General features: G+C 63.8%; 25 protein-coding genes and 1 pseudogene. 24 read left to right on the top strand and 2 right to left on the bottom strand.

Annotated elements, in window-relative coordinates; genetic code table 11:
- Window positions 1-163: 163 nt before the first annotated feature.
- The 4 genes from phnC (at window position 164) to phnE (ACVWVY_RS34305) (ending at window position 3791) form a co-directional block, all read left to right on the top strand.
- Window positions 164-976 carry a phosphonate ABC transporter ATP-binding protein gene (gene phnC / locus ACVWVY_RS34320; RefSeq protein ID WP_456630535.1) on the top strand — a complete coding sequence of 271 codons (813 nt, stop codon included), beginning with the start codon at window positions 164-166 and terminating at the stop codon, window positions 974-976.
- Between the two features lie 77 nt (window positions 977-1053).
- Window positions 1054-1989 (top strand): phosphonate ABC transporter substrate-binding protein, encoded by a 936-nt coding sequence (gene phnD, locus ACVWVY_RS34315; RefSeq protein ID WP_456630534.1) that lies wholly within the window; start codon window positions 1054-1056, stop codon window positions 1987-1989.
- 72 nt (window positions 1990-2061) lie between these two features.
- On the top strand, window positions 2062-2946 hold the full coding sequence (gene phnE, locus ACVWVY_RS34310) for a phosphonate ABC transporter, permease protein PhnE (protein WP_456630533.1): 885 nt from the start codon (window positions 2062-2064) through the stop codon (window positions 2944-2946).
- Complete coding sequence (gene phnE, locus ACVWVY_RS34305; RefSeq protein WP_456630532.1) at window positions 2943-3791, top strand: phosphonate ABC transporter, permease protein PhnE; 849 nt, start codon at window positions 2943-2945, stop codon at window positions 3789-3791. Before phnE (ACVWVY_RS34310) ends, phnE (ACVWVY_RS34305) begins: the two co-directional genes overlap by 4 nt.
- A 1-nt stretch (window position 3792) precedes the next feature.
- On the opposite strand, the gene phnF is transcribed toward phnE (ACVWVY_RS34305), so the two are convergent.
- Window positions 3793-4521: a phosphonate metabolism transcriptional regulator PhnF gene (gene phnF / locus ACVWVY_RS34300; RefSeq protein WP_456630531.1), complete on the bottom strand. Its 729-nt coding sequence runs from the start codon at window positions 4519-4521 to the stop codon at window positions 3793-3795.
- A gap of 114 nt (window positions 4522-4635) precedes the next feature.
- On the opposite strand from phnF, the gene phnG reads away from it, so the two are divergent.
- The 9 genes from phnG to ACVWVY_RS34255 are packed head-to-tail and all read left to right on the top strand — an operon-like array spanning window position 4636 to window position 11576.
- Window positions 4636-5094, top strand: a complete 459-nt coding sequence (gene phnG, locus ACVWVY_RS34295; protein WP_456630530.1) for a phosphonate C-P lyase system protein PhnG — start codon at window positions 4636-4638, stop codon at window positions 5092-5094.
- A gap of 1 nt (window position 5095) precedes the next feature.
- Window positions 5096-5701 carry a phosphonate C-P lyase system protein PhnH gene (gene phnH / locus ACVWVY_RS34290; protein ID WP_456630529.1) on the top strand — a complete coding sequence of 202 codons (606 nt, stop codon included), beginning with the start codon at window positions 5096-5098 and terminating at the stop codon, window positions 5699-5701.
- A gap of 2 nt (window positions 5702-5703) precedes the next feature.
- Window positions 5704-6807, top strand: a complete 1104-nt coding sequence (locus ACVWVY_RS34285) for a carbon-phosphorus lyase complex subunit PhnI (protein ID WP_456630528.1) — start codon at window positions 5704-5706, stop codon at window positions 6805-6807.
- Window positions 6804-7688: an alpha-D-ribose 1-methylphosphonate 5-phosphate C-P-lyase PhnJ gene (locus tag ACVWVY_RS34280; RefSeq protein ID WP_456630527.1), complete on the top strand. Its 885-nt coding sequence runs from the start codon at window positions 6804-6806 to the stop codon at window positions 7686-7688. The genes ACVWVY_RS34285 and ACVWVY_RS34280 overlap by 4 nt, the downstream gene beginning before the upstream one ends.
- Entirely contained in the window at window positions 7681-8481 is an 801-nt protein-coding gene (gene phnK / locus ACVWVY_RS34275; protein ID WP_456630526.1) for a phosphonate C-P lyase system protein PhnK, read from the top strand. The genes ACVWVY_RS34280 and phnK overlap by 8 nt, the downstream gene beginning before the upstream one ends.
- A gap of 8 nt (window positions 8482-8489) precedes the next feature.
- Window positions 8490-9188, top strand: coding sequence for a phosphonate C-P lyase system protein PhnL (gene phnL, locus ACVWVY_RS34270; RefSeq protein ID WP_456630525.1), 699 nt, complete (start codon window positions 8490-8492; stop codon window positions 9186-9188).
- 15 nt (window positions 9189-9203) lie between these two features.
- Window positions 9204-10355: an alpha-D-ribose 1-methylphosphonate 5-triphosphate diphosphatase gene (locus tag ACVWVY_RS34265; protein ID WP_456630524.1), complete on the top strand. Its 1152-nt coding sequence runs from the start codon at window positions 9204-9206 to the stop codon at window positions 10353-10355.
- Entirely contained in the window at window positions 10352-10951 is a 600-nt protein-coding gene (gene phnN / locus ACVWVY_RS34260; RefSeq protein WP_456630523.1) for a phosphonate metabolism protein/1,5-bisphosphokinase (PRPP-forming) PhnN, read from the top strand. The genes ACVWVY_RS34265 and phnN overlap by 4 nt, the downstream gene beginning before the upstream one ends.
- Window positions 10952-10964: 13 nt before the next feature.
- Window positions 10965-11576 carry a pyridoxamine 5'-phosphate oxidase family protein gene (locus ACVWVY_RS34255; RefSeq protein WP_456630522.1) on the top strand — a complete coding sequence of 204 codons (612 nt, stop codon included), beginning with the start codon at window positions 10965-10967 and terminating at the stop codon, window positions 11574-11576.
- A 55-nt stretch (window positions 11577-11631) separates the two neighbouring features.
- On the opposite strand, the gene ACVWVY_RS34250 is transcribed toward ACVWVY_RS34255, so the two are convergent.
- Entirely contained in the window at window positions 11632-12519 is an 888-nt protein-coding gene (locus ACVWVY_RS34250) for a LysR family transcriptional regulator (protein ID WP_456630521.1), read from the bottom strand.
- Window positions 12520-12623: 104 nt separating this feature from the next.
- Here ACVWVY_RS34250 and ACVWVY_RS34245 point away from each other — a divergent pair, with 104 nt between their 5' ends.
- From ACVWVY_RS34245 to ACVWVY_RS34195, 11 genes and pseudogenes are all read left to right on the top strand, one after another.
- Window positions 12624-14054 carry an amidase gene (locus tag ACVWVY_RS34245; RefSeq protein ID WP_456630520.1) on the top strand — a complete coding sequence of 477 codons (1431 nt, stop codon included), beginning with the start codon at window positions 12624-12626 and terminating at the stop codon, window positions 14052-14054.
- A gap of 68 nt (window positions 14055-14122) precedes the next feature.
- Window positions 14123-15073: an ABC transporter permease gene (locus tag ACVWVY_RS34240; RefSeq protein ID WP_456630519.1), complete on the top strand. Its 951-nt coding sequence runs from the start codon at window positions 14123-14125 to the stop codon at window positions 15071-15073.
- A complete protein-coding gene (locus ACVWVY_RS34235) occupies window positions 15070-15963 on the top strand; it encodes an ABC transporter permease (protein WP_456630518.1) in 894 nt (297 codons plus the stop codon). The genes ACVWVY_RS34240 and ACVWVY_RS34235 overlap by 4 nt, the downstream gene beginning before the upstream one ends.
- 2 nt (window positions 15964-15965) lie before the next feature.
- Window positions 15966-16976, top strand: a complete 1011-nt coding sequence (locus ACVWVY_RS34230; protein ID WP_456630517.1) for an ABC transporter ATP-binding protein — start codon at window positions 15966-15968, stop codon at window positions 16974-16976.
- A gap of 2 nt (window positions 16977-16978) precedes the next feature.
- Window positions 16979-18005, top strand: a pseudogene (locus ACVWVY_RS34225) (ABC transporter ATP-binding protein).
- Between the two features lie 52 nt (window positions 18006-18057).
- Window positions 18058-19554 (top strand): ABC transporter substrate-binding protein, encoded by a 1497-nt coding sequence (locus tag ACVWVY_RS34220; RefSeq protein WP_456630516.1) that lies wholly within the window; start codon window positions 18058-18060, stop codon window positions 19552-19554.
- An 81-nt stretch (window positions 19555-19635) separates the two neighbouring features.
- On the top strand, window positions 19636-19998 hold the full coding sequence (locus ACVWVY_RS34215) for a hypothetical protein (RefSeq protein ID WP_456630515.1): 363 nt from the start codon (window positions 19636-19638) through the stop codon (window positions 19996-19998).
- A 149-nt stretch (window positions 19999-20147) separates the two neighbouring features.
- A complete protein-coding gene (locus ACVWVY_RS34210; RefSeq protein ID WP_456630514.1) occupies window positions 20148-20471 on the top strand; it encodes a hypothetical protein in 324 nt (107 codons plus the stop codon).
- Between the two features lie 318 nt (window positions 20472-20789).
- Window positions 20790-20870, top strand: a complete 81-nt coding sequence (pqqA, locus tag ACVWVY_RS34205) for a pyrroloquinoline quinone precursor peptide PqqA (RefSeq protein ID WP_108512900.1) — start codon at window positions 20790-20792, stop codon at window positions 20868-20870.
- Between the two features lie 292 nt (window positions 20871-21162).
- Window positions 21163-22029: a hypothetical protein gene (locus tag ACVWVY_RS34200; protein ID WP_456630513.1), complete on the top strand. Its 867-nt coding sequence runs from the start codon at window positions 21163-21165 to the stop codon at window positions 22027-22029.
- Window positions 22030-22144: 115 nt separating this feature from the next.
- Window positions 22145-22381 (top strand): hypothetical protein, encoded by a 237-nt coding sequence (locus ACVWVY_RS34195; protein WP_456630512.1) that lies wholly within the window; start codon window positions 22145-22147, stop codon window positions 22379-22381.
- Window positions 22382-22400 lie beyond the last annotated feature (19 nt).

The following is a 22400-nucleotide window of genomic DNA, read 5'->3' as shown; positions in this document are numbered from 1 at the left end:
TCGTCTTCGATGCGCATGATGACAGGATCGTGACGGATGCATGACGATCCGCCGCTGCTGTGGACGAGGGGTGTGGACGAACGCCGCACCGCAGCAGTCGTGTCACACAACTGTTAGATCGAGCCGTTAGCGATGCTCCACGACTGGAATTCTGGAGCAGTGCATGCTGGTGGTGGAAGGTTTGACGTGCCGGTTCGGTACCAAAGCCGCGGTGGACAACGCGTCATTCTCGATCGCGCCCGGCAGCTTCGTCGGCGTGATCGGCCGCTCCGGCGCCGGCAAGTCCACTCTGCTTCGCATGATCAACCGCCTCGCTGAACCTTCCGAAGGACGCATCCTGTTCGAAGGCGTCGACGTGACCGCACTGCGCGGCAAGGATCTGCGGCAATGGCGTGCGCGTTCCGCGATGATCTTCCAGCAGTTCAATCTGGTGGGGCGGCTCGATGTCCTGACCAATGTGTTGATGGGTCGGCTTGCAGAAATTCCGTCCTGGCGTTCGCTGACGCAGCTTTGGCCCGAAGAGGACAGGGCGCTGGCAATGTCGGCGCTGGACCAGTTCGATATGGCAGCGATCGCCGCCCAGCGCGCCGACCAGCTTTCCGGCGGCCAGCAGCAGCGCGTCGCGATCGCGCGCGCGCTGGTGCAGGAGCCCGATATTATTCTCGCCGACGAGCCGATCGCCTCGCTCGACCCGCGCAACACGCGGATCGTGATGGACGCGCTGCTGCGCATCAACAAGCATTTCGGCATCACCGTGATCTGCAACCTGCATTCGCTCGATCTGGCGCGAAGCTATTGCGACCGGCTGATCGGCATGGCGGCGGGACGGGTGGTATTCGATGGCGCGCCCGAGACGCTGACCGACCGCATCGCGCGCGAACTCTACGATCTCGAAGCCGACGATGTCATGGGTGCCGCGCCCGCGCAGGCACCCGGTGGGGCGATGCCTGAACTCGGCACAGCGGCCGCGGCCTGAGTGTCATTTCTGTACAGGGTAGCCGGTTGCAAACCTGCAATCGGCGAAGAGGCGTAACCACAACAAGAGGGCTCACCATGATCACCCGTCGTATCGTTCTGGCCGGCGCAGCCGCGCTTGTCTTCACCGCTTCCGCCTCGGCGCAGGACTGGAAGAGCAAATATCCGGAACTGACTTTTGCCGTTGTGCCGGCCGAAAACGCTTCTGGTGTCACCGAGCGTTGGACCCCGTTCGTCGCCTATCTCTCCAAGGAACTCGGCATCAAGGTCACGTTGCGCATTGCCAACGACTACGCCGCCGTCATCGAAGGCCAGCGCGCCGGCAATATCCATATCGCCAGCTACGGTTCGGCATCGTTTGCCCGCGCCCGGCTGACCGGTGTCAAGACCGACGCCTTCGCCAACGACATCAATGCCGACGGTTCGACCGGCTACTATTCCGTGTTCTTCGTCAAGGCATCGAGCGCTTACAAGAATGTCGATCAGCTGAAGGGCAAGAACCTCGGTCTCGTCGACCCGAACTCGACGTCGGGCAACAACGTGCCGCGCTTCGAGCTGGACAAACTCGGCATTTCCGACGCCGATAGCTATTTCGGCAAGGTCGTCTTCACCGGTAGCCACGAGAACGCCATGCTGGCGCTGTCGCAGGGCACCGTCGAGGTCGCGGCCAATCAGTGGACCAACGACGACGATTCCACGCTCGCCCAGATGCTGCACAAGGGCATGCTGAAGAACGCCGACGGCTCGGCAATGAAGAAGGACGATTTCCGGATCATCCACAAGTCGGCTCCGATCATCAACGGACCCTACGCCTATAATTCGGATCTGCCTGACGACCTGAAGGCGGCGATCGCCAAGGCGTTCACCGAAGCGCCGGCCAAGGACAAGGCTGCGTTCGACCGCCTGTCCGACGGTCAGAAGAAAGGCTTCAACCCAGCGACCACCAAGGACTGGGACGGCACTATCGAGCTGATCAAGTTCGTCGATGCGTTGCGTAAAAAGAAGGCGTCCTGATCGATCGGTAGAAACAAATGAGGCCGGGTCCGCGTGGCCCGGCCTTTTTTTGAACCCGGGCAGAACGCCTCCATGACATCAGCCGTATCGATCCTTCCAAGCGCGCAACTGGCCGTTCTCAACGCGGCCTATCGCGCGGCGGTGGCGCGCAAGCGGTTGCGGCTCGCGCTGGCGGCGGCGGCTTTTCTTGCCGCGCTTGTCGTCGCGGCGCTCGGCGCGGAAGTGAATCTGCGCACCCTGTTCAGCTATTTCGGAAACTTCATCAGTTATTTCGACCGCATCCTGACGCTGGAAGACGGCACCAGGGTGTGGAGCAACCCGGCCGAGTGGTTCTGGGGCTGGCGCAAATGGCTGTGGATGCTGGCTGAGACCATTCTGATCAGCTATGTCGGCACCATGATCGGGGCGGTGCTGGCCTTTGCCCTGAACTTCTTCGCCGCCCAGAACACCTCGCCGGCGCCATGGCTTCGTTTCGTCATTCGCCGCCTGCTGGAGTTCGCCCGCACCGTTCCCGGCATCGTGTTCGCACTGATCTTCGTCATCGCCTTCGGGCTCGGCCCGATGGCCGGCGTGCTGGCGATCGCCATCCATTCCACCGGGGCGCTGGGAAAACTGTTTTCCGAGATCGTCGAAAATGCCGACATGAAGCCGGTCGAAGGCGTACGTTCGACTGGCGCAAGCTGGCTGTCCTGCATGCGGTTTGCCGTGTTGCCGCAGGTGGCGGCCGGCTACGCCAGCTACGCGCTGCTGCGCTTCGAGATCAACGTTCGCGAAGCCTCGGTGATGGGCTTTGTGGGCGCCGGGGGCATCGGGCAGGAGCTCGTGGTCGCAATCCGGAAATTCTACTACTCCGACGTCAGCGCCATCCTGGTGACGATCATCGTCACCGTCTTCATCATCGATATCGCCACCGGCTGGCTGCGCGGTCGTCTGTTCGGCAAGGATGCGCGGGCATGAGCCAGTTGCCGAAGCCGGACCGGGAACAATTACGGGCGAAATATCCCGATGTGTTTGACAGGCCGGCCGCGACGCGCCTCGCCACGCCCGCGATGATCGTCGCCGCCTTCGCCGTTTTCATCTTCGGGCTGGTCGACCTCGGCTTCTCACCGGCGAAACTGTTCGCAGGGCTGAGCCAGCTCGGCTGGATCACGCTGATGATGATCCGGCCCGATCCGGGCTCATCATTACCGGCCTATCTCTCGGCGCTGGGTGAAACCCTGTCGATTGCGCTGCTCGGCACCACCATCGCCGCTGTTTTCGCGCTGCCGTTCAGTTTGCTGGCGGCGCGGAACATCATTCCCTCGGGGTGGCTACGCTTTCCGGTGCGCCGTTTTTTCGATTCCATCCGCGGTGTCGATACGCTGATCTGGGCGCTGGTGTGGATCAACGTCGTTGGCCTCGGCCCGTTCGCTGGTGTTCTGGCGATCGCGCTGTCCGACTTCGGCGCGTTCGGCAAATTGTTTTCCGAGGCGATCGAGGCCGCCGACAGGAAGCAGGTCGAAGGCATCAGGGCTTCCGGCGGCAACGTGCTGCATGAAATACGCTTCGGTCTGATGCCGCAGGTGCTGCCTGTCATCGCGGGGCAGGTGCTCTATTTCATCGAATCGAATACCCGCTCGGCCACCATCATCGGCATCGTCGGCGCCGGCGGCATCGGGCTGCAACTGGCCGAGCAGATCCGCGTGCTGGAATGGCAAAAGGTCTCGTTCCTGATCCTGATGATTCTGGTCGCGGTCGCCGCGATCGACTGGATCTCGGGCAAACTGCGCTTTGCCATCATCGGGCAGCGGGCGGTCGCGTAAACTAACTGTTCTCGATCAAAAACTCGACGCGCTCGGCGGCAAAGCGCGCGCGCTTGGTCACGAGCGGCTTATCGTCGGTACCGACGTCAGTGCTGTCAACCACCAGCACGGGACGCCCGAGCGCGAGATCGAGTCTTGCGGCGTCGGTGGCGTCCACGATCCCGGCGGTAACGCGGGTTGAGGCACGGCGGTAGTCGCGAACGCCGTAATGCGCCAGCAGCTTGGTCATTGAGCGCGCGTTGGCGAAGACTGCCCCTGCGCCCGGGAAGTGATCGGCGGAGAGCCAACTGGTGCTGACGCAGATCGGCGTGCGGTCGGCGAGCCGCACCGATTCGATCCGGATCAGGGGTGCGCCGGTCTTTAATCCGAGCTCACGGGCGAGTTCGCGCGTCGCGGGCTCTTCGGAGGCATCGATCAACTGGCCGCGCGGCTCGCGGCCGCCGGCACCGACGATTTCAGAAAATCGTGTCCGCGCGCGCAACGGATAGGCGATGCGCTGCGCCTCGACGTAGGTTCCGCTGCCGCGTTCGGCGCGCACCAGGCCGCGTTCGGCGAGCGTGGCGAGCGCCCGGCGAACCGTGTGGCGGTTGACCCGATAGGTCTCGGCGATCTCCATCTCGCCCGGCAGCTTTTCGCCGGCAACAAAGCGGCCGTCGGCGATGCCGCGCTCGATGCCGTCGGCAACCTGCCGCCACAACGCGACGCCGGAGGCGGTGTCCTGAATGCTCATGTGGCGATATCGATCATTGGAGAAAAATCACCTCATTGTCACGAAATCGTCATGGCGGTTCGGTATCGAGTTGTCTAATATCATAGACAACTTGATTCAGGCAAGGTCGATGTGATGGCAGGCGAGGAAAGTCACGGGCAAACCCGGCGCAAGGCTGCGATGGCGGTGCTGGTCCACTCCACGGCCACAGACATTGCCGGTCATCTCGAGGCGATTGCGTTGCCGGCGCATGAAGACCTGCGCGAGCCCGAAAATGGCCTGGTCATGGTGCGCGGCCGCGTTGGCGGCGACGGCGCGCCCTTCAACCTCGGAGAGGCCACGGTTTCGCGCGCCGCGGTGCGGCTTTCGACCGGAGAAGTCGGCTTCGGCTACACGCTCGGTCGCGACCGTCAAAAGGCGAAGCTGATCGCACTGTGCGACGCCATGGTGCAGTCGGATAAATTCGCGGCCGCGGTTGAAGCCGAGGTCGTGGCGCCGTTGCGTGCGGCAATGATCGAAAAACGAAACCGCAAGTCCGCGGAAGCCGCGGCGACGCGGGTCGATTTCTACACGCTGGTACGGGGCGAGGGCTGACATGACGAGCGTTGCCGAATTGCCCGCAGGATTTGCCGACAAGGTGTTGTCGGCGCAATCGGTCTTCCGGTCCGTGATGGATGCGATGGCGCGCCCCGGCAGCGTTCAACGTATCGCGTCCGCGGCCGGCACGCCGGTCGCGATGATGCGCGGCACAGCCGCCATAGCGCTGACCTTGTTCGACCACGACACGCCGGTCTGGCTTGACGGCCGGATGTCGGCGACAGCCGATGTCGCCAAGTGGCTCAAGTTCCACACCAGCGCGCCGGTCGTTGCGGATTCGTCGGTTGCCAGTTTTGCGCTGGTGGGCGATCCCGAAAACCTGCCGGCGCTCGATCGCTTCGCGTTCGGCAGCAATGAATATCCGGACCGTTCGACGACGCTGATCCTGCAGGTCGACAGCCTGACGGATGGTCCCGTTGTCGAGCTGCGGGGCCCTGGCATCGACGGCTCGGCGGCGCTGCGCGCTTCAATCCAGCCGCGTGACCTGTTCGAGCGGCTGGCCATCAACGCCGCGCTTTTCCCGCGCGGCATCGATGTCGTGCTGGTTCATGACGATTCCATCGTCGCCATACCGCGCACGACGCGGCTCGTGAGGGGAGGCTGACCATGTACGTTGCCGTCAAGGGAGGCGAGCGCGCCATCGAGAACGCCCATCGTCTGCTGGCGCATGAGCGGCGCGGCGACCGAGACGTTCCCGAATTGTCGCTGGCCCAGATCTCCGAGCAGCTTTCGCTCGGCGTCGATCGCGTCATGACCGAAGGCTCGCTATACGACCGCGAACTCGCGGCGCTGGCCATCAAGCAGGCGCGGGGCGACCTGATCGAGGCGATCTTCCTGGTGCGCGCGTTCCGCGCCACGCTGCCGCGCTTTGGCGCGACCGAGCCGGTCGACACCGGCGCAATGCAGGTGCGCCGCCGGATTTCGTCGACCTTCAAGGATATTCCGGGAGGGCAGATCCTTGGTCCCACCTTTGATTACACGCATCGCCTGCTCGACCCCCAGCTCGCCGAGGGGTTCACGCCCGAGGCTCCCGCGACGGGCGAGGTGTCCACGGGCGCGACGCCACGCGTGACCGATATTCTGGGCCGCGATGGCCTGATCGAGCCGTCGCCGGTTGCGGATGCCGACGCGTCCGTCGGTGATCTGACGCGAGAGCCGCTCAATTTCCCGGCGGATCGCGATCTGCGCCTGCAAAACCTGGCCCGCGCCGACGAGGGTTTTCTGCTGGCGCTCGGCTACTCCTCGCAGCGCGGCTATGGCCGCAACCATCCCTTCGCCGGTGAGATTCGTTTCGGCGAGGTGGAGGTCGAGTTCATGGCCGAGGATGCCGGCTTTGCCGTTCCGCTCGGTTCAATCGCGCTGACGGAATGCCAGATGGTCAACCAGTTCAAGGGCTCGGCCACCGAAGCACCGTGTTTTACGCGCGGCTATGGTCTCGCCTTCGGGCAAAGCGAGCGCAAGACCATGTCGATGGCGCTGGTCGACCGCAGCCTGCGCGCCCGCGAGCTCGGCGAGGAAGTGATCGCGCCGGGCCAGGACGAGGAATTCGTGATGTCGCATTCTGACAATGTGCAGGCGACCGGCTTCGTCGAGCATCTCAAGCTGCCGCATTACGTCGACTTCCAATCCGAGCTCGGCCTGCTGCGCAAATTGCGCAAGGAGTTTGCCGAGGCGAACGAGGCTCCGCCAATGCAGGAGGCCGCGGAATGAACGCGCCGGCTTACAATTTCGCTTATCTCGACGAGCAGACGAAACGGATGGTCCGTCGCGCGATCCTCAAGGCGATCGCGATCCCCGGCTATCAGGTGCCGTTCGCCAGCCGCGAGATGCCAATGCCCTATGGCTGGGGCACCGGCGGCGTGCAGGTGACGGCGGCGATCCTGGGTCCTGATGACGTGCTCAAGGTGATCGACCAGGGTTCGGACGACACCACCAACGCGATCTCGATCCGCAAATTCTTCGGCAAGACGGCCGGCGTGGCGACCACTACGTCTACGGCGGACGCTACCGTGATCCAGACCCGGCACCGGATTCCCGAAGCACCGCTGCATGCCGGGCAGGTGCTGGTCTATCAGGTGCCGATCCCGGAGCCGCTGCGTTTCCTGGAGCCACGCGAGACCGAGACGCGGCGCATGCATGCGCTCGGCGAATATGGTCTGATGCACGTCAAGCTGTACGAGGATATCGCGCGCTTTGGCCATATCGCGACCTCGTATGCGTATCCGGTGAAGGTGAACGCGCGTTATGTGATGGACCCGTCGCCGACGCCGAAATTCGACAATCCGAAGATGGACAATTGTCCGGCGCTGCAGCTGTTCGGCGCCGGCCGCGAGAAGCGTATCTACGCGATCCCGCCGCATACCCATGTGGTGTCGCTCGACTTCGAGGATCACCCGTTCACGCGCTATCGCTTCGACGCGCCCTGCGCGCTGTGCGGCGCCGGCGATTCCTATCTCGACGAGATCGTCACCGACGACAAGGGTGGGCGAATGTTCGTCTGTTCCGACACTGACTACTGCGAGGCGCGTCAGCAGGCCGGCCATCGCGGCAGCGAGAGCGCAGCCCCGCACAAGGAGAGGGCGCATGGCTGAGCCGCAAAATCCCGTGCAGGACGATGAACCGCTTCTGGTCGCAGATCACCTTGGCAAGAACTACGGCCGGCTGACCGCCTGCCGCGACGTATCCTTTGCGCTCTATCCCGGCGAGGTGCTGGCCATCGTCGGCGAGTCCGGATCGGGCAAGTCGACACTGTTGCAGCTGTTGTCCGCGCAGCTCGCGCCGAGCGCCGGCCATGTGTCGTACCGGATGCGCGATGGCGTGTTGCGCGATCTGGCCGCGTTAGGTGAGGCCGAGCGCCGTTTTCTGTTCCGCACCGACTGGGGTTATGTGCACCAGGACCCCGCGCAGGGCCTGCGGATGGCGGTCTCGGCCGGCGCCAATGTCGGCGAACGGCTGATGGCGGTGGGCTGGAATCACTACGGCCGCATCCGCGATAGCGCTTCATCCTGGCTGGAGCGCGTCGAGATCGATACCGCGCGCATCGACGACGCACCGCGGACCTATTCGGGCGGCATGCGGCAGCGGCTGCAGATCGCGCGCAATCTGGTCACCGAACCGCGGCTGGTGTTCATGGACGAGCCGACCGGCGGGCTCGACGTATCGGTGCAGGCGCGGCTGCTCGATCTGATGCGTAATCTCGTCAGTGAGCTCGGCCTTGCCGCCATCGTCGTCACCCATGACCTCGCCGTGGCGCGGCTGCTGTCGCATCGCGTGATGGTGATGAAGGGTGGTCGCGTCATCGAAACCGGCCTGACCGACCAGGTGCTCGACGATCCCCGTGAGCCCTACACCCAATTGCTCGTTTCCTCGATTTTGCCGGCATGAGCGCACCAATGACTGCGATGATCGACATCACCAGCGCCGAAAAGACCTTTACCATGCACCTGCAGGGCGGCGTCGAGCTGCCCGTGGTGCGCGGCGTCTCGTTCCATGTCGAACCGGGAGAATGCGTGGTGCTGTCGGGGCCTTCGGGTGCAGGCAAATCTTCGATCCTGAAAATGATCTTCGGTAATTATCGCTGCGATGGCGGCCGGATCGGCATCCGCCATCAGGGCGCGGTGATCGATCTTGCGACCGCCGAGCCGCGGCAGGTGCTTAGCGTGCGTCGTTCCACCATCGGCTATGTCAGCCAGTTCCTGCGCGCGGTGCCGCGGGTCGCCACCGTCGATGTCGTTGCCGAGCCCTTGATCGCGAACGGCACGGCGCGCGCGGAAGCCCGCGAGAAGGCAGGCGCGCTGCTGCGCCGCCTCAACATTCCCGAACGGCTGTGGGCGCTGCCGCCGTCGACGTTCTCCGGCGGCGAACAACAGCGGGTCAACATCGCGCGCGGTTTCATTTCCGATCTGCCGATTCTGCTGCTGGACGAACCGACCGCCTCGCTCGACGCGGCCAACCGCGCGGTCGTCGTCGAGCTGATCGCACAGAAGAAGCAACAGGGTGTCGCGATGGTGGCGATCGTCCATGACGACGAAATACGTCACCTGATCGCCGACCGTATCGTCGACGTCACGTCATTTGCGGCCGCCGCTTGAAGGAAGAGAAGTGAGATGACAAGGCAAGAAACCATCCTCGGTAACGCCCGCATCGTGCTGGCCGATCGCGTGGTCGAGCGCGGCTGGGTCGCGTTTGTCGACGGCCGCATCGCGGAATTCGGCGAGGGAAGCGCGCCGTCGGGCAGCGAGGACGCCGGCGGCGACCTGATCATGCCCGGCCTGATCGAACTGCACACCGACCATCTCGAAATGCATTACGTGCCGCGTCCAAAGGTATTCTGGGATCCGATCGCAGCGGTGGTGTCCTACGACGGCCAGTTGGCCACCTCGGGCATCACCACGGTTCTGGATTCGCTGCGGGTCTGGCGCGAGGACGGCGCCGAGGAAGTGGACGGCAGGGCAGGCGTGCTCGCAGAAGCGATCACATCCGCGCGCGAAGCGAACCTGCTTCGTGCCGATCACTTCCTGCACCTGCGCTGCGAAATTCCGATGCCAAGCGTGGTCGAGGAAGCCAAGGAGTTGATCGACCGGCCGGACGTGCGGCTGATGTCGCTGATGGACCATACGCCGGGCCAGCGTCAGTTCCGCGACGAGGTCAAGCTGCGCGACTATTATCGCGGCAAGGGGGGCGGCAAAACTGACGCCGAACTCGATGCGCTGTTCGAGAAGCGCTTCCACTATCAGAAGACGTATGCCGCGAACAACATGCGCGAAATCGTGGCGCTTGCGCATCAGTATGAAATCCCGCTCGCCAGCCATGATGACACCACCGAGGAAAACGTCGCCGATGCGATCCAGGATCGGGTTTCGGTGGCAGAATTTCCGACCACGATGGAAGCCGCGCGCGGGCTGCATCAGGCCGGCATCGGCATCCTGATGGGGGCACCGAATGTGGTCCGGGGTGGTTCGCATTCCGGCAACATCGCCGCCATCGATCTCGCCCGCGAGGGATTGCTGGATATCCTGTCGTCCGACTACATCCCCTCGAGCCTGCTGATGGCAGCCCTGCAATTGCCGCAGCATGTTCCGGCGATCGACCTGGCCGCCGCCGTCCGCACCGTCACCAAGACGCCGGCCGAAGCCGTGGGCCTTGCGGACCGCGGCGAAATCGCGCCCGGCAAGCGCGCCGATTTGATCCGGGTGCATGTCGCCCGCGACATTCCGGTGGTGCGCAGCGTCTGGCGGGAAGGGCGGCGGGTGGCATGACGGAGACGCTGACAACCACGACAACAGATCAGACCGCTGCCATCGGGCCGGGCCGGTTGGTGCTCGTGGTCGGCCCGAGCGGCGCCGGCAAGGATACGCTGCTCGGCCTTACCAGGACTGCCTGTGCCGATGATGGCAACGTTGTATTTCCACGCCGCGTGATTACGCGCGAAGCGTCGGCATCGGAGGAAAACGAGGAGGTTAGCACCAGCACGTTTCAGGAGGCGTTGACGCGTGGCGAATATGCCATGCATTGGGAAGCCCACGGCCACTGCTACGCGCTGGGGCGTGCGATCGACGACGAAATCCGCGTCGGGCGAACCATCGTCGCCAACGTATCGCGCACGGTCATTGGCGCAATGCGCCGTGCCTATGCCGACGTGGTGGTGGTTTTGATCACCGCGCCGCCAAACGTTCTGGCTGAACGGATTGCGATGCGCGCGCGAAGCAGCGACGGGATGGTCGAAAACCGCCTGCGCCGCACGGTGGAGGACGCTTCGGCCGCGCCCGACGTTACCATCGTCAACGTCAGCAGCGCCGAATACCATGCCCGCCAACTCGCCCGCGTCATCAAGGGAGAGAAATGGGACGAATGACTGGAGACCCGAAATGACCGTTGTCGCGACCATCGACCAGCTTGAGGCCATCTACGGCTTTCCGAACGATGCCTCGACCGTCAAGGTCGCGGACAGGATCACGCCGGCCTATCGGGCGCTGATGGACAAGTCGCCGTTCGCGGCGCTGGCAACCTGCGGGCCGGAGGGGCTGGACTGCTCGCCGCGCGGCGACCTGCCGGGCTTCGTTCGCATCCACGACGAGAAGACGCTGATGATGCCGGACCGCCGCGGCAACAACCGCTGCGATTCGCTGCGCAACATCGTGCGCGATCCGCGGGCGGCGCTGTTGTTTCTCATCCCGGGCTCCGGCAGCACGCTGCGCATCAACGGCCACGCGCATGTCTCGGCCGATCCGGAACTGCTCGCGTCGTTCAAGATGGAGGGCAAGGCGCCGCGCACCGTTATCGTCATGACGGTCGAGGAGGTCTACTTCCAGTGCGCGCGTGCCATCGTGCGCTCCGATCTCTGGAATCCCGACAAGCACGTCGATCCCAGGAGCCTGCCGACGCCGGGCCAGATCCTTGCAGAGATGAGCGACAACACGGTCGGAGGCGAAAAATATGATCGCGAATGGCCGGAGCGCGCGCGGCAGACGATGTGGTGATGCGCTGATATCGCATCGCGATCCGGCAGCAGACGCGAGCGGGAAGCCGCGGGTGTCAGGCCTGGCGGATCGCCTTTTCGGCGCATTTGAGAAAATTCCGGACCAGCGGATTGAGAGAATCCCGCCGCCAGCAAACCGCGACATCGATGGCATCGTCGACGTCGACGAAGGGCCTGAACACGACGCCGGTCGGGCATCCGAGCTGGGCGCAGGCCGGAACGATCGCCATGCCTTCGCCGGCAAGGACGAGGCTGAGCGCCGAGTGCACCGTTTCGACCCGGTTCGCGACCGTCATGCTGACCTGATGCCGCCGGAGCAGCGAATTCACAACGGAGGTCGCCGGATCTTCGGCAGGCCAGGGCAAACTTATCAGCGGGCGGCCCTGCAGCTTTCCCACCGGAACGGCTGCCGAGCGCGCCAGCTGCGAACCGGCCGGCATGGCCAGCATTAATCGCTGCTTTCCGATCGTGGAGACCTCAATCTCGCTGTGGCGAATGGCGGGCATGCAAAGCGCGACCGTTACGCTGTGATCCAGCAGCCGTGCCTCGCGCGTCGATGCGCTCAGTTCGATGAACTCCAAGTCGACCTTGGGAAGGGACCTTCGAAGTTCCGGCACCAGCCTCGGCAACACGGCGTGGGCCAGCGCGAACATGTAACCGACCGACAGTCTTCCCCGGCGCCCGGCGGCCACCGCGCGGGCGGCCTCAAAACCTTCAGCCGTCAGGGCCAGCGCTTCACGCGCGCGCGACAGCAGGGCGCGGCCGGCCGCCGTCAGCTCCATTCCCCGCGCGCCGCGGCGAAACAGCGGGGTTCCGACTTCCGATTCCAGTTTGCGGATCTGGACCGACAGGGGCGGCTGCGCCATGCGCAGGCGGACGGCCGCCCGGCCAACGCTGCGCTCTTCGGCGACGGCAACGAAATAGCGGAGACGCCGGAGGTCCATTTTTGCTATACCGAACTCGTATGGGTCAATTGTGCGATGGTATTGGACGGAAAGTCAATCTGAATGTCATCTTGGCGTCATTCGACCCTAAGGACTTTAGCGCGATGAGCGATGAACTGTGCTTGCTGCCTGCGACCGAACTCCGCGCGCGGATCGTGCGCAAGGAGGTTTCACCGGTCGAAATAACGCGTGCCGTTCTTGCGCGTGCCGAGCGATTGCAGCCCGAGTTGAACTGCTTCATCACGCTGTGCGGCGATGAGGCCATGGCCGATGCGAGGAAGGCGGAGCGTGACGTGATGGCCGGGGGGCCGCTCGGCCTTCTTCACGGCATTCCGTACACCGTGAAGGATATCGTCAACACCAAGGGGGTGCGAACGACCTTCGGAGCGGTGCCCTACAAGGACAACGTCCCTGACCACGATGCGGTCGCCGTGGCGCGAATGCGGGCAGCAGGTGCCATTCTCGTGGGCAAGACCACGACGCCGGAGTTCGGCACCAAGTGCCTGACGGACTCGCCGCTGTTCGGTCGCACGCGCAATGCCTGGAGTGGCGCGCGCTCCAGCGGTGGTTCAAGCGGGGGAGCGGCGGTTGCGGTTGCCAGCGGCATCGCGCCGCTTGCCATCGCCACCGATGGCGGCGGCTCGACGCGGATTCCGGCAGCCTGCAACGGCGTTGTCGGGCTGAAGCAAAGCAATGGTGTCATTCCCCACAGTCAGGTGCAGGACGCGTTCGGCAACCAGACCTATGTGACGCCGATGACGCGCACCGTCGCAGACACCGGCTTGATGATGCAGGCGATGTCGGGAGAAGACGCTTCTGATCCGTGGTCGATCGGATTTCCGCAGTGGAATTTTGTCGAGGGATCGGCTCCATCAGGCGATCTGCGCGGGCGCAAGATTGCATTCTGCCTCGCGCCGCTCGGCCGGCCCGTTGCGGCCGATGTCGTCGCGGCATTCAAGGTCGCGCTTGCCAGGCTGGAGGCCCTCGGGGCCGAGGTCGAGGAAATGTCCGGCGACGGATTTGAGGTGGAGCCGATCTGGCGCGCCATCAATCACACCGCGTGGCGCGCGCGGTTCGAGAAGCTTGCGGCCGATCATCGCGACGTGCTGAGCGAGACGTTCATGAAGCAACTGGCGCTGGCCACCAAGGTCAGCGGTGTTGACTATCAGCAGGCGATGTTTGACCGTACGGCGCTGTTCCGGCGGATTCAGACATTATTGCAGAGGGTCGATATTCTTGCGATGCCAACCATCACCCGGTCAGCGCTTCCGATCGACCAGGACCTGTTCGGCACGATGGAAATCGACGGGCGGGTATTCATCGACGTACGGCCGAGCTGGTTTCCATGGACAATGCCGTTCAACATGACCGGTCATCCCGCCGTCAGTCTGCCCGCCGGCTTTGACGCGGACGGCCTGCCGATCGGCATCCAGTTGGTCGGGCAATTCCGGGGAGACGTCGAATTGCTGCGCGTCAGCGCGCTGTTTGAGGCCTCGCAAGATCTTCTCGGCCGCTGGCCGAGCCTGGCTGGGTAAGCGAAGATGCGGCCACCATCGCACTTGATCGCTGACAAGGGACTGGCCGCCAACAAGGGAATCGAGACTTGAGCGTCTTCATTTTCCGCCGCTTTCTGACGCTGATAGCGACGCTGGTTGGCGCGTCGCTGATTATCTTCCTTGTGCTGGATGCCTTGCCCGGCAACGCCGCGCAGATGCTGATGGGCGCGGATGCCTCGCCGGATGCGGTCCGGGCGCTAATGGTCAAGCTCGGGCTGGATCAGCCGCTGCACTATCGCTACGTCCACTGGATCAAGGGGCTGCTGACGGGCGATCTGGGCAACAGCTATGCCTATGGCACGCCCGTTGCGGGATTGATTGCAGAGCGTCTGGTGCTGACAATTCCATTGGCGATCATGTCGATGTCGATGACGGTCGTGCTGGCCCTGTCGGCCGGCATCTATACGGCGGCAAATCACAACAAGCTCGGCGATGTCGGCGTGATGTCGCTGACGCAGTTCGGCATCGCGCTTCCCAACTTCTGGTTCGCCATTCTGCTGATCCTGCTGTTCTCGGTGAAGCTGCAATGGCTTTCGGCCGGCGGATTTGCGGGCTGGGACGAAAGCATCATTGCCGGGATCAAGTCGCTGCTGTTGCCTGCGATCTCGCTATCGGTGGTGCAGGCGGCGATCCTCGCACGCGTCACGCGCTCGGCGGTGCTTGAGGTGCTGCGCGAGGATTTCGTGCGCACCGCGCGCGCCAAGGGCTTGAGCAAGCGCGACGTATTGTGGCGGCATGTGCTGCGCAATGCGATGATCCCTGTCATGACGGTGATGGGCCTGCAATTCGCCAATCTGCTGGCGGGCACGATCGTGATCGAGAACGTGTTCTATCTGCCGGGGCTCGGCCGGCTGATCTTCCAGTCGATCGCCAATCGCGACCTGATCGTGGTGCGCAACTGCGTGATGCTGCTGGCGGCCGTGGTCGTCATCGTCAACTTCGTGGTCGATGTGCTCTATGCCTTCATCGATCCGCGTATCAAGGTACACAACCTATGAGCACCCCGCTGAGCGCCTCAGTCGAGGTTGGGGCCCCGGCGCGTCCGCGGCTTGCCAACGGGTTCTGGCGCCGCGCGCTGCGCCATCGCAGCTTTGTTGCGGGCGGCACGCTCAGCCTGATGGTGCTCTGCGCCGCCTTGCTGTCGCTGGTCTGGACGCCGTGGTCAGCCTATGAAATCGACGTGGCCGCCAAGCTGCGACCACCGTCGGCCGCACACTGGCTCGGCACCGACGTGCTTGGCCGCGATATCGTCTCGTTGCTGCTGGTCGGCGCGCGCTCCACCATCATGGTCGGCGTCATCGCGGTCGGGATCGGCCTCACCTTCGGGGTGTGCCTTGGGCTGATCGCCGCCGCGCGCAAGGGCTGGACCGAAGAGCTCATCATGCGGATGAGCGATTTCACCTTCGCGTTTCCCGCGGTGCTCTCGGCCATCATGCTGGCGGCCGTCGCCGGCCCCGGCATGGTGACCTCGATCATCGCCATCGGCATCTTCCAGATCCCAACCCTGGTCCGGCTCACCCGTGGGTCGGCCAATGCGATCTGGGCGCGGGAGTTCGTGCTGGCCGCGCGCGCCTCCGGCAAAGGCGGCTTCCGCATTACAATCGAGCATGTGCTGCCGAACGTGCTGCCGATCCTGATCGTACAGGGGACGATCCAGTTCGCGCTGGCGATCCTGGCCGAAGCGGCGCTGTCCTATCTCGGGCTCGGCACGCAGCCGCCGCAGCCTTCCTGGGGCCGCATGCTGAACGATGCGCAGACGCTGCTGTTCCAATCGCCGATGCTCGCGGTTTATCCGGGCGCTGCGATCGCGGTCGCCGTGCTTGGTCTCAATCTGCTCGGTGACGGGTTGCGCGATCTGCTCGATCCCCGGCTGGCGCGGGAGCGTTGAACATGAGCGTATCAGCTAACGCGCCTTTGATCGAAGTCAGGGATCTCGGCGTCCGGCTCAACACCAGCCGCGGTCCCGCGCAGGCCGTTCGCGGCGTCAGTTTTTCGCTGAAACGCGGCGAGACCCTGGGTCTCGTCGGCGAATCCGGCTGCGGCAAATCCGTCACCGCGCTCGCGCTGATGGGCCTGCTGCCCGACAGCGCCGTCGTTAGCGGCAGCATCCGGCTCGACGGCAGCGAGTTGGTGGGCCTGTCGGATGCGAATTACTGCAAGCTGCGCGGCAATCGCATCAGCATGATCTTCCAGGAGCCGATGACCGCGCTCAATCCGATGCACACGATTGGCCGCCAGGTGGCCGAGCCGTTGCGACGCCACACCAATTGCTCGGCGGCAGAGGCACGCAAGGAAGCCATCGCCTTGCTCGATCGCGTCGGCCTTCCCGATGCGGCGAAGCGCGTGGATGCCTATCCACACCAGTTCTCCGGCGGCCAGCGCCAGCGCGTTACCATTGCCATGGCGCTGGCCTGCCAGCCCGACGTGCTGATCGCAGATGAGCCGACCACGGCACTCGACGTCACCATCCAGGGGCAGATCCTCGATCTGATCGCAGACCTTGTTGCCGAGCGCGGCATGTCCATGATCCTGATCTCGCACGATCTCGGCGTCATCGCCGAGAATGTGCAGCGCATGATGGTGATGTATGGCGGCACCGTCGTCGAAAGCGGCGCGACGAATGCCGTGTTCACGCGGATGGGACATCCCTATACGCAGGGCCTGTTTCGCGCGCGCCCGCGCCTTGGTGCCCGGAAGGGCACGAGGCTGCAGACCATCGCCGGCACCGTGCCCGAGCTTGCCGATCTGCCCTCGGGCTGCACCTTCGCCGACCGCTGCGCAATCGTCGAAGATCGTTGCCGCGCGGCGTTGCCAGTCCCGGTGGACGTCGGCGCCGGCCATGGCGTGCGCTGTCTCAGGACGGATGTTTCGATGGCTGAGGCGGTCGGAGTGGGCGCATGACCATGCTGGACCAAGCGTCACCGTCTGCCGAACTGCCGCTGCTCGATGTGAAGGATCTGGCGCAGCGCTACACGCTGCCGCGCGAAAGCATGTTCAAGCCGGCCGGGCAGGTGCATGCGCTCAACGGCGTCACCGCGCAGGTGATGGCAGGCCGAAGCCTCGGCGTGGTCGGCGAGTCCGGATCGGGCAAGTCGACATTCGCGCGGCTGGTGATGGCGCTGGAACAGCCGTCATCGGGCTCGGTGTCGCTGATGGGTCGCGACCTGCACCGGATGCCGGCCGACGAGTTGCGCCGCGCCCGGCGTGATTTCCAGATGGTGTTTCAGGATCCCTATGGCTCGCTGGACCCGCGACAGACCATCGCGCGCATCGTCGCGGAGCCTTTGACCGCGCTCGGGCGCATGGATCGCGCCACGCTGCGTCAACGCGTTGCCGGCGTGCTGCGGCAGGTCGGGCTGCGAGACGCCGACATGGACAAGTTCCCGCACGAATTTTCCGGTGGCCAGCGCCAGCGCATCGCGATCGCGCGTGCGCTGATCACCCAGCCAAAACTGATTGTCGCCGACGAGCCGGTCAGCGCACTCGACGTCTCCGTGCAGGCGCAGGTGCTCAATCTCCTGCAAGACCTGCAGGATCAGTTCGGGTTGAGCTACATCCTGATCAGCCACGATCTCGCGGTGGTAGATTATCTCTGCGACGAGATCGCGGTGATGTATCTCGGCCGGAGTCGTCGAGCAGGGGGCCCCTGAGGATCTGTTCGCCCATTGCGCCCATCCCTACACGCGGGCGTTGCTCGAGGCCGTGCCGCGCGCCCGGGCCGGCGGGGTACGCCGCCGCCGCGGCGCCCAGTCGATCGCGTCCCAGTCGACCGGCGCGACCGGATGCGCCTACGCATCGCGCTGTCCGCTGGCCGATCAGCATTGCCGCGATACCGCGCCGGCGCTGCGCAACGTCGGCACCGCGCACCTTGCCGCATGCCACTACGCCGAGGCGGTGATGGCGCTGCCACAGGTCACGGCGGAGGGTTAGCCTTTTACACGGTACTGCACTAGATTGTCCGGGATATTTCGGGGAAACAAACATGCTGAAGAAACTGACCATTGTCGCGGTGGCCGCCGCGTTCGCCGCCGCGCCGCTGCCGAGCCTCGCGCAAGGCAAGAAGGACAGCGTCGTCATGGGCATGACGCTGGAGCCGCCGGGGCTCGACCCCACCAACGCCGCCGCTGCGGCGATTGCCGAGGTCACGCTCTATAACCTCTATGAGACGTTGACCAAGATCAACGAGGACGGTTCGGTAACGCCGTTGCTGGCCGAGAGCTGGCAGGCGTCGGCCGACCTGAAGACCTATACGTTCAAGCTCCGCAAGGGCGTCAAATTCCATAACGGCGAGCCGTTCGATTCGGCGGCGGTAAAGTTCACCTACGAACGCAACGCAGTGCCGGCCAGCACCAACAAGGACAAGAGCCTGTACCAGGCCTTTGAATCGGTCACCGCACCAGATGCGGATACGATCGTCGTCGCGGTGAAATATTCCGAACCGAACCTGCCGTTCCTGCTGGGTCAGGCGGGCGGCTCGATCGTCGAGCCGAAAAGCGCACCGACCAATGCGACGCAACCGGTGGGCACCGGACCCTATACGCTCGGCGCCTGGGCCAAGGGATCGTCGATCACCCTGACCAAATGGCCCGACTATCGCAACGCCGCCGCGATCAAGCTTTCCAAGGTCACCATCCGCTTCATCGGCGATCCCTCAGCGCAGGTCGCGGCGCTGCTGTCGGGTGACGTCGACGCGTTTCCGCGCGCCGCAGTGGCGCGCAGCGTGGCGCAGTTCAAGGCCGATCCGCGCTTCAATGTGCTGATCGGCGGCTCCAAGGCCAAGACCATCGTCGGCATCAACGAACGGAAGAAGCCGCTCGACGATGTGCGGGTTAGGCGCGCCATCCTTGCCGCCATCGATCGCAAGGCGATGATCGAAGGTGCCGTCGATGGCTTTGGCACGCCGATCGGCAGCTTCTATACGCCGGGATCGCTGGGCTATGTCGACACCACAGGCATCAATCCCCACGACCCCGAAAAGGCCAAGAAGCTGCTCGCGGAAGCCGGCGTGACGACCCCGCTTGAGCTCAGCCTCAAGCTGCCACCGCCGCCTTACGCGCGGCAGGGCGGCGAAGTCCTCGCAGCCCAGCTCGCCAAGGTCGGCATCATCGCCAAGATCGAGAACGTCGAATGGGCGCAGTGGCTATCGCAGGTGTTTGCCGGTAACGGACCGCACAATTTCGATCTCACCATCGTCTCGCACGTCGAGCCGTTCGATCTCGTGAAGATAACCGAGGCCGACTACTATCTCGGCTATAACAACGAAGCCTTCAACGCGCTCTACAAGCAGATTACGGCAACGCCGGCCGAGGCCGAGCGCGCCAAGCTGCTCGGCGACGCGCAGCGCATGCTGGCGACCGACGCGGTGGCCGGCTTCCTGTTCCAGCCGCAATGGATCACCATTGCGAGCAAGAAGCTGAAAGGCGTGTGGAAGGAAGTCCCGCAATTCGAGAACGACTTCTCCGCCTGGTCTTGGGATTAACCGCCTGGGATTAGCGGCGGGTACGACGAGCCCGTCGCTGCTTTGGCCTCCATCGCACGGCTGGTGCCGTGCGGGTGAACCGTGGCACTGCACGAGTTCAGCTGGTCGGTGTCGTCGTGTCGCGGGCGCCGGCGCTGGATCGCAGTGGGCAGCCGCACCCTTGCACCATCCACTTGCACCATCGTCGCTGATCATCCCGACGGAACATGCGAGCAGGCACTGGATCGTGGCCTGCTCCCGCGCTTGTCGATCGGCACGTTGCAATTGTCGATCCTTTGCTCGTCCATCCACTTCCTGCCCATGCGTTCTTTCCCGGTCCGTGACGGCCCGCCGGCGGGCACGGCGATCCCGCCGTTTGGTGCGGTTTGGTCAGGCTGCCTGTCCTGCGCGAAGGCCGGCGAAGCCAGGCACACCGCGAAAAGAAAACTGATCAACCTTCGGTGAATCGGTTCCATGGGTTGTCCTCCAAAAAATCTGGCGGCAGATTAAAAGATTAAACATGTCAGGATTCGCGTAGCCACCCGGAACCTGCAGACAACGTGTCGGTTGCCTCTCATCGCGTCGCGCGTACTTCACGAGAACAGGAGAGACAGATGAAAATGAAACAGCTCATGATTGCTGGTTGCTCCATCTTGGTTTTGAGCACCGGCGCGGCGCTAGCAGGTCCCTGTGACACGAGCCGCGCCGCCAACCTGAAGGATGCAGGCTCGGGACCGGCCAAGACGGGTGACAGCCAGACAACGGGTATGGCCGGCAATACCGGTCAACATCCGCCGACCGGCGCGATGAATCAAAAGACCGGAGACACAGCAGCGTCTGCGCAAGATGCGCAGCGGCAGATGCAGGGCGAGCCGACGGCAGCACAGCAGGCCGAAGGCGCAAAGGCTGGCAGCAAGACCGCAGATAAGGATTGCTGAGGTGTGAAGCTGAGGCGGTGACGAGGTGTCGCCGCTTCGGCCGGTTCTCCGATATCCCGCCGAAGTCTCCATTTGCGACAGACGCTTCGGGAGGCTGACTGAATTCCTGAACCGTGACCGACGTGTCTCATGCGTCGATCCGTCGCTTTGGTCGTTTTGTCCAAGAGCGAAGTGGCCTTGCCCAAGAGGGAAGTTTCCGGCGTCAGATGTGTCGGTATGCCTTCAACGTTTGATGTTCCGTGCTTGCGCTATGTTCGAGGTCAACCTAGTTTTGGTGGCGGCACGAACGTCGTGCCAGCACTGCTTGGGAGAACCCTGATGAGTTGGAAAACTCCGAAGATTGTGGAAGTGCCGGTGGGCATGGAAATCAACATGTACGCCTGCGCGGCGCGTCAATAGACGCGTCGAAACGGTCTGCCCGGCTCCTGCAACAGCTCGTTGCTGTGGGTCGGGCAAGCTGTACGATCCCCTGAAAATTCTCCACTGCCTCCAACAAGAGCAAAGCGTGGATCCTGCCAGAGGGGACAGGAATAGACGGCCGCGGGAAGGCGGTCCGGTCCAGTTCCTCCTTGTCGAACCTGCATTCAAAGCGCTCCGATGGCTCGCCGATGGCCTAAGCATCATGCTAGGGTATGATCTCGGCCGACTCCGCCGGACTTGCCGGTTCAACCCCGTGACCCGCTGAATGCGAATGTCTACGCGCGCAAAGACTTTCCGGGCGGCGGTCATGTTTCTTGCTGCGCTGCTGCCGGCCTGCGTCCATGCCGAGGGCATCGATACCGAGCATCTGTTCGGCTTCATGATCGGCACCGATACCGGCAATGTCGGCGAGCGGGAGTTTCAAAGCGAGACGACCGGACGCTTCGGCAGGAACGGCGGCACTTATCGGGCCGTCGGCCAGGAGTTCGAACTGGAATTTGTGCCAGCCCGGAATTTTCGGGTTGAGATCGGAAGCACGTTTGCGTCGCATCTGATCAGTGGTGTGCCGGGCCTCGACGATCAGCGCCGGCTATCGTGGCAGGGCGGGTCGGTCGATTTTCGCTACCGCTTTCTGGATCGGGAAACGGCGCCATTTGGGCTTACTTTCGCGACAGAAGCGCACGCGCATCGGGTCGATGAGACAACGGCTGACAGGGTCCGGAGTTTCGGAACGGAGTTCAGGTTAGCGTTCGACCGGGAGCTCGTGCCGAACCGCGTCATCGCGGCGTTCAACCTGATCTACGAGCCGGAGTGGACGCGTTTTGTCGGCAGTGGCGTGACGGATCGGGAATCCACTGCAGGGGCGGCGCTTGGGCTCATGGCGCAGTTGCGTCCGGGTTTCCTGTTGGGCGGTGAAGCGCGTTACTTGCGGAAATATGAGGGGATCGGCCTGGAGGAACTTGCAGGGCAGGCGTTGTTTGTCGGTCCAACGGCATACTTCCAATTGTCGAAACGCTCGCGGCTGACCGCAAGCTGGAGCGTCCAGGCGTGGGGGCGCCCGGCGGGGTCAACTGCCAGCCTTGACCTCGTCAATTTCGAACGCCAGCAGGCCCGGCTGGTATTTGGCGTCAACTTTTAGGGCTGCCGGCGCGGCCGGGTTTCCGGCTTTTTCACGGGGTAGTGAAACTTTACGCCGCCCGTTACGGTAGCTTTTTGCGTTAATCTGTTCAGGACCATTCAAGGGATATCAGGGCATGACTCCAATAGATCTGATCGTGACCGTCTGTGCGGTGCTCTCGCCGGCCACCTGCGAGGAAACCCATCTGGTCTTTTCTTCAGACGTTTCGCTACGGCAATGCGTCATGGCTGCGCAGCCGTACATTGCGCAGTGGGTGGGCGAGCATCCAAAATGGACCGCGGTCAAATGGCGTTGCGAATATCCCCGCAACAACCAGAAGGCCTCCGGCGACGCAGTTTGGTCCGCGGGCTGAATAGTCGCCCGGCAGTAGC

The organism is Bradyrhizobium sp. URHC0002 (assembly GCF_054059515.1).
Note: the sequence above shows the minus strand (reverse complement) of the source record. Positions and strands in the feature narration are given on the sequence as shown.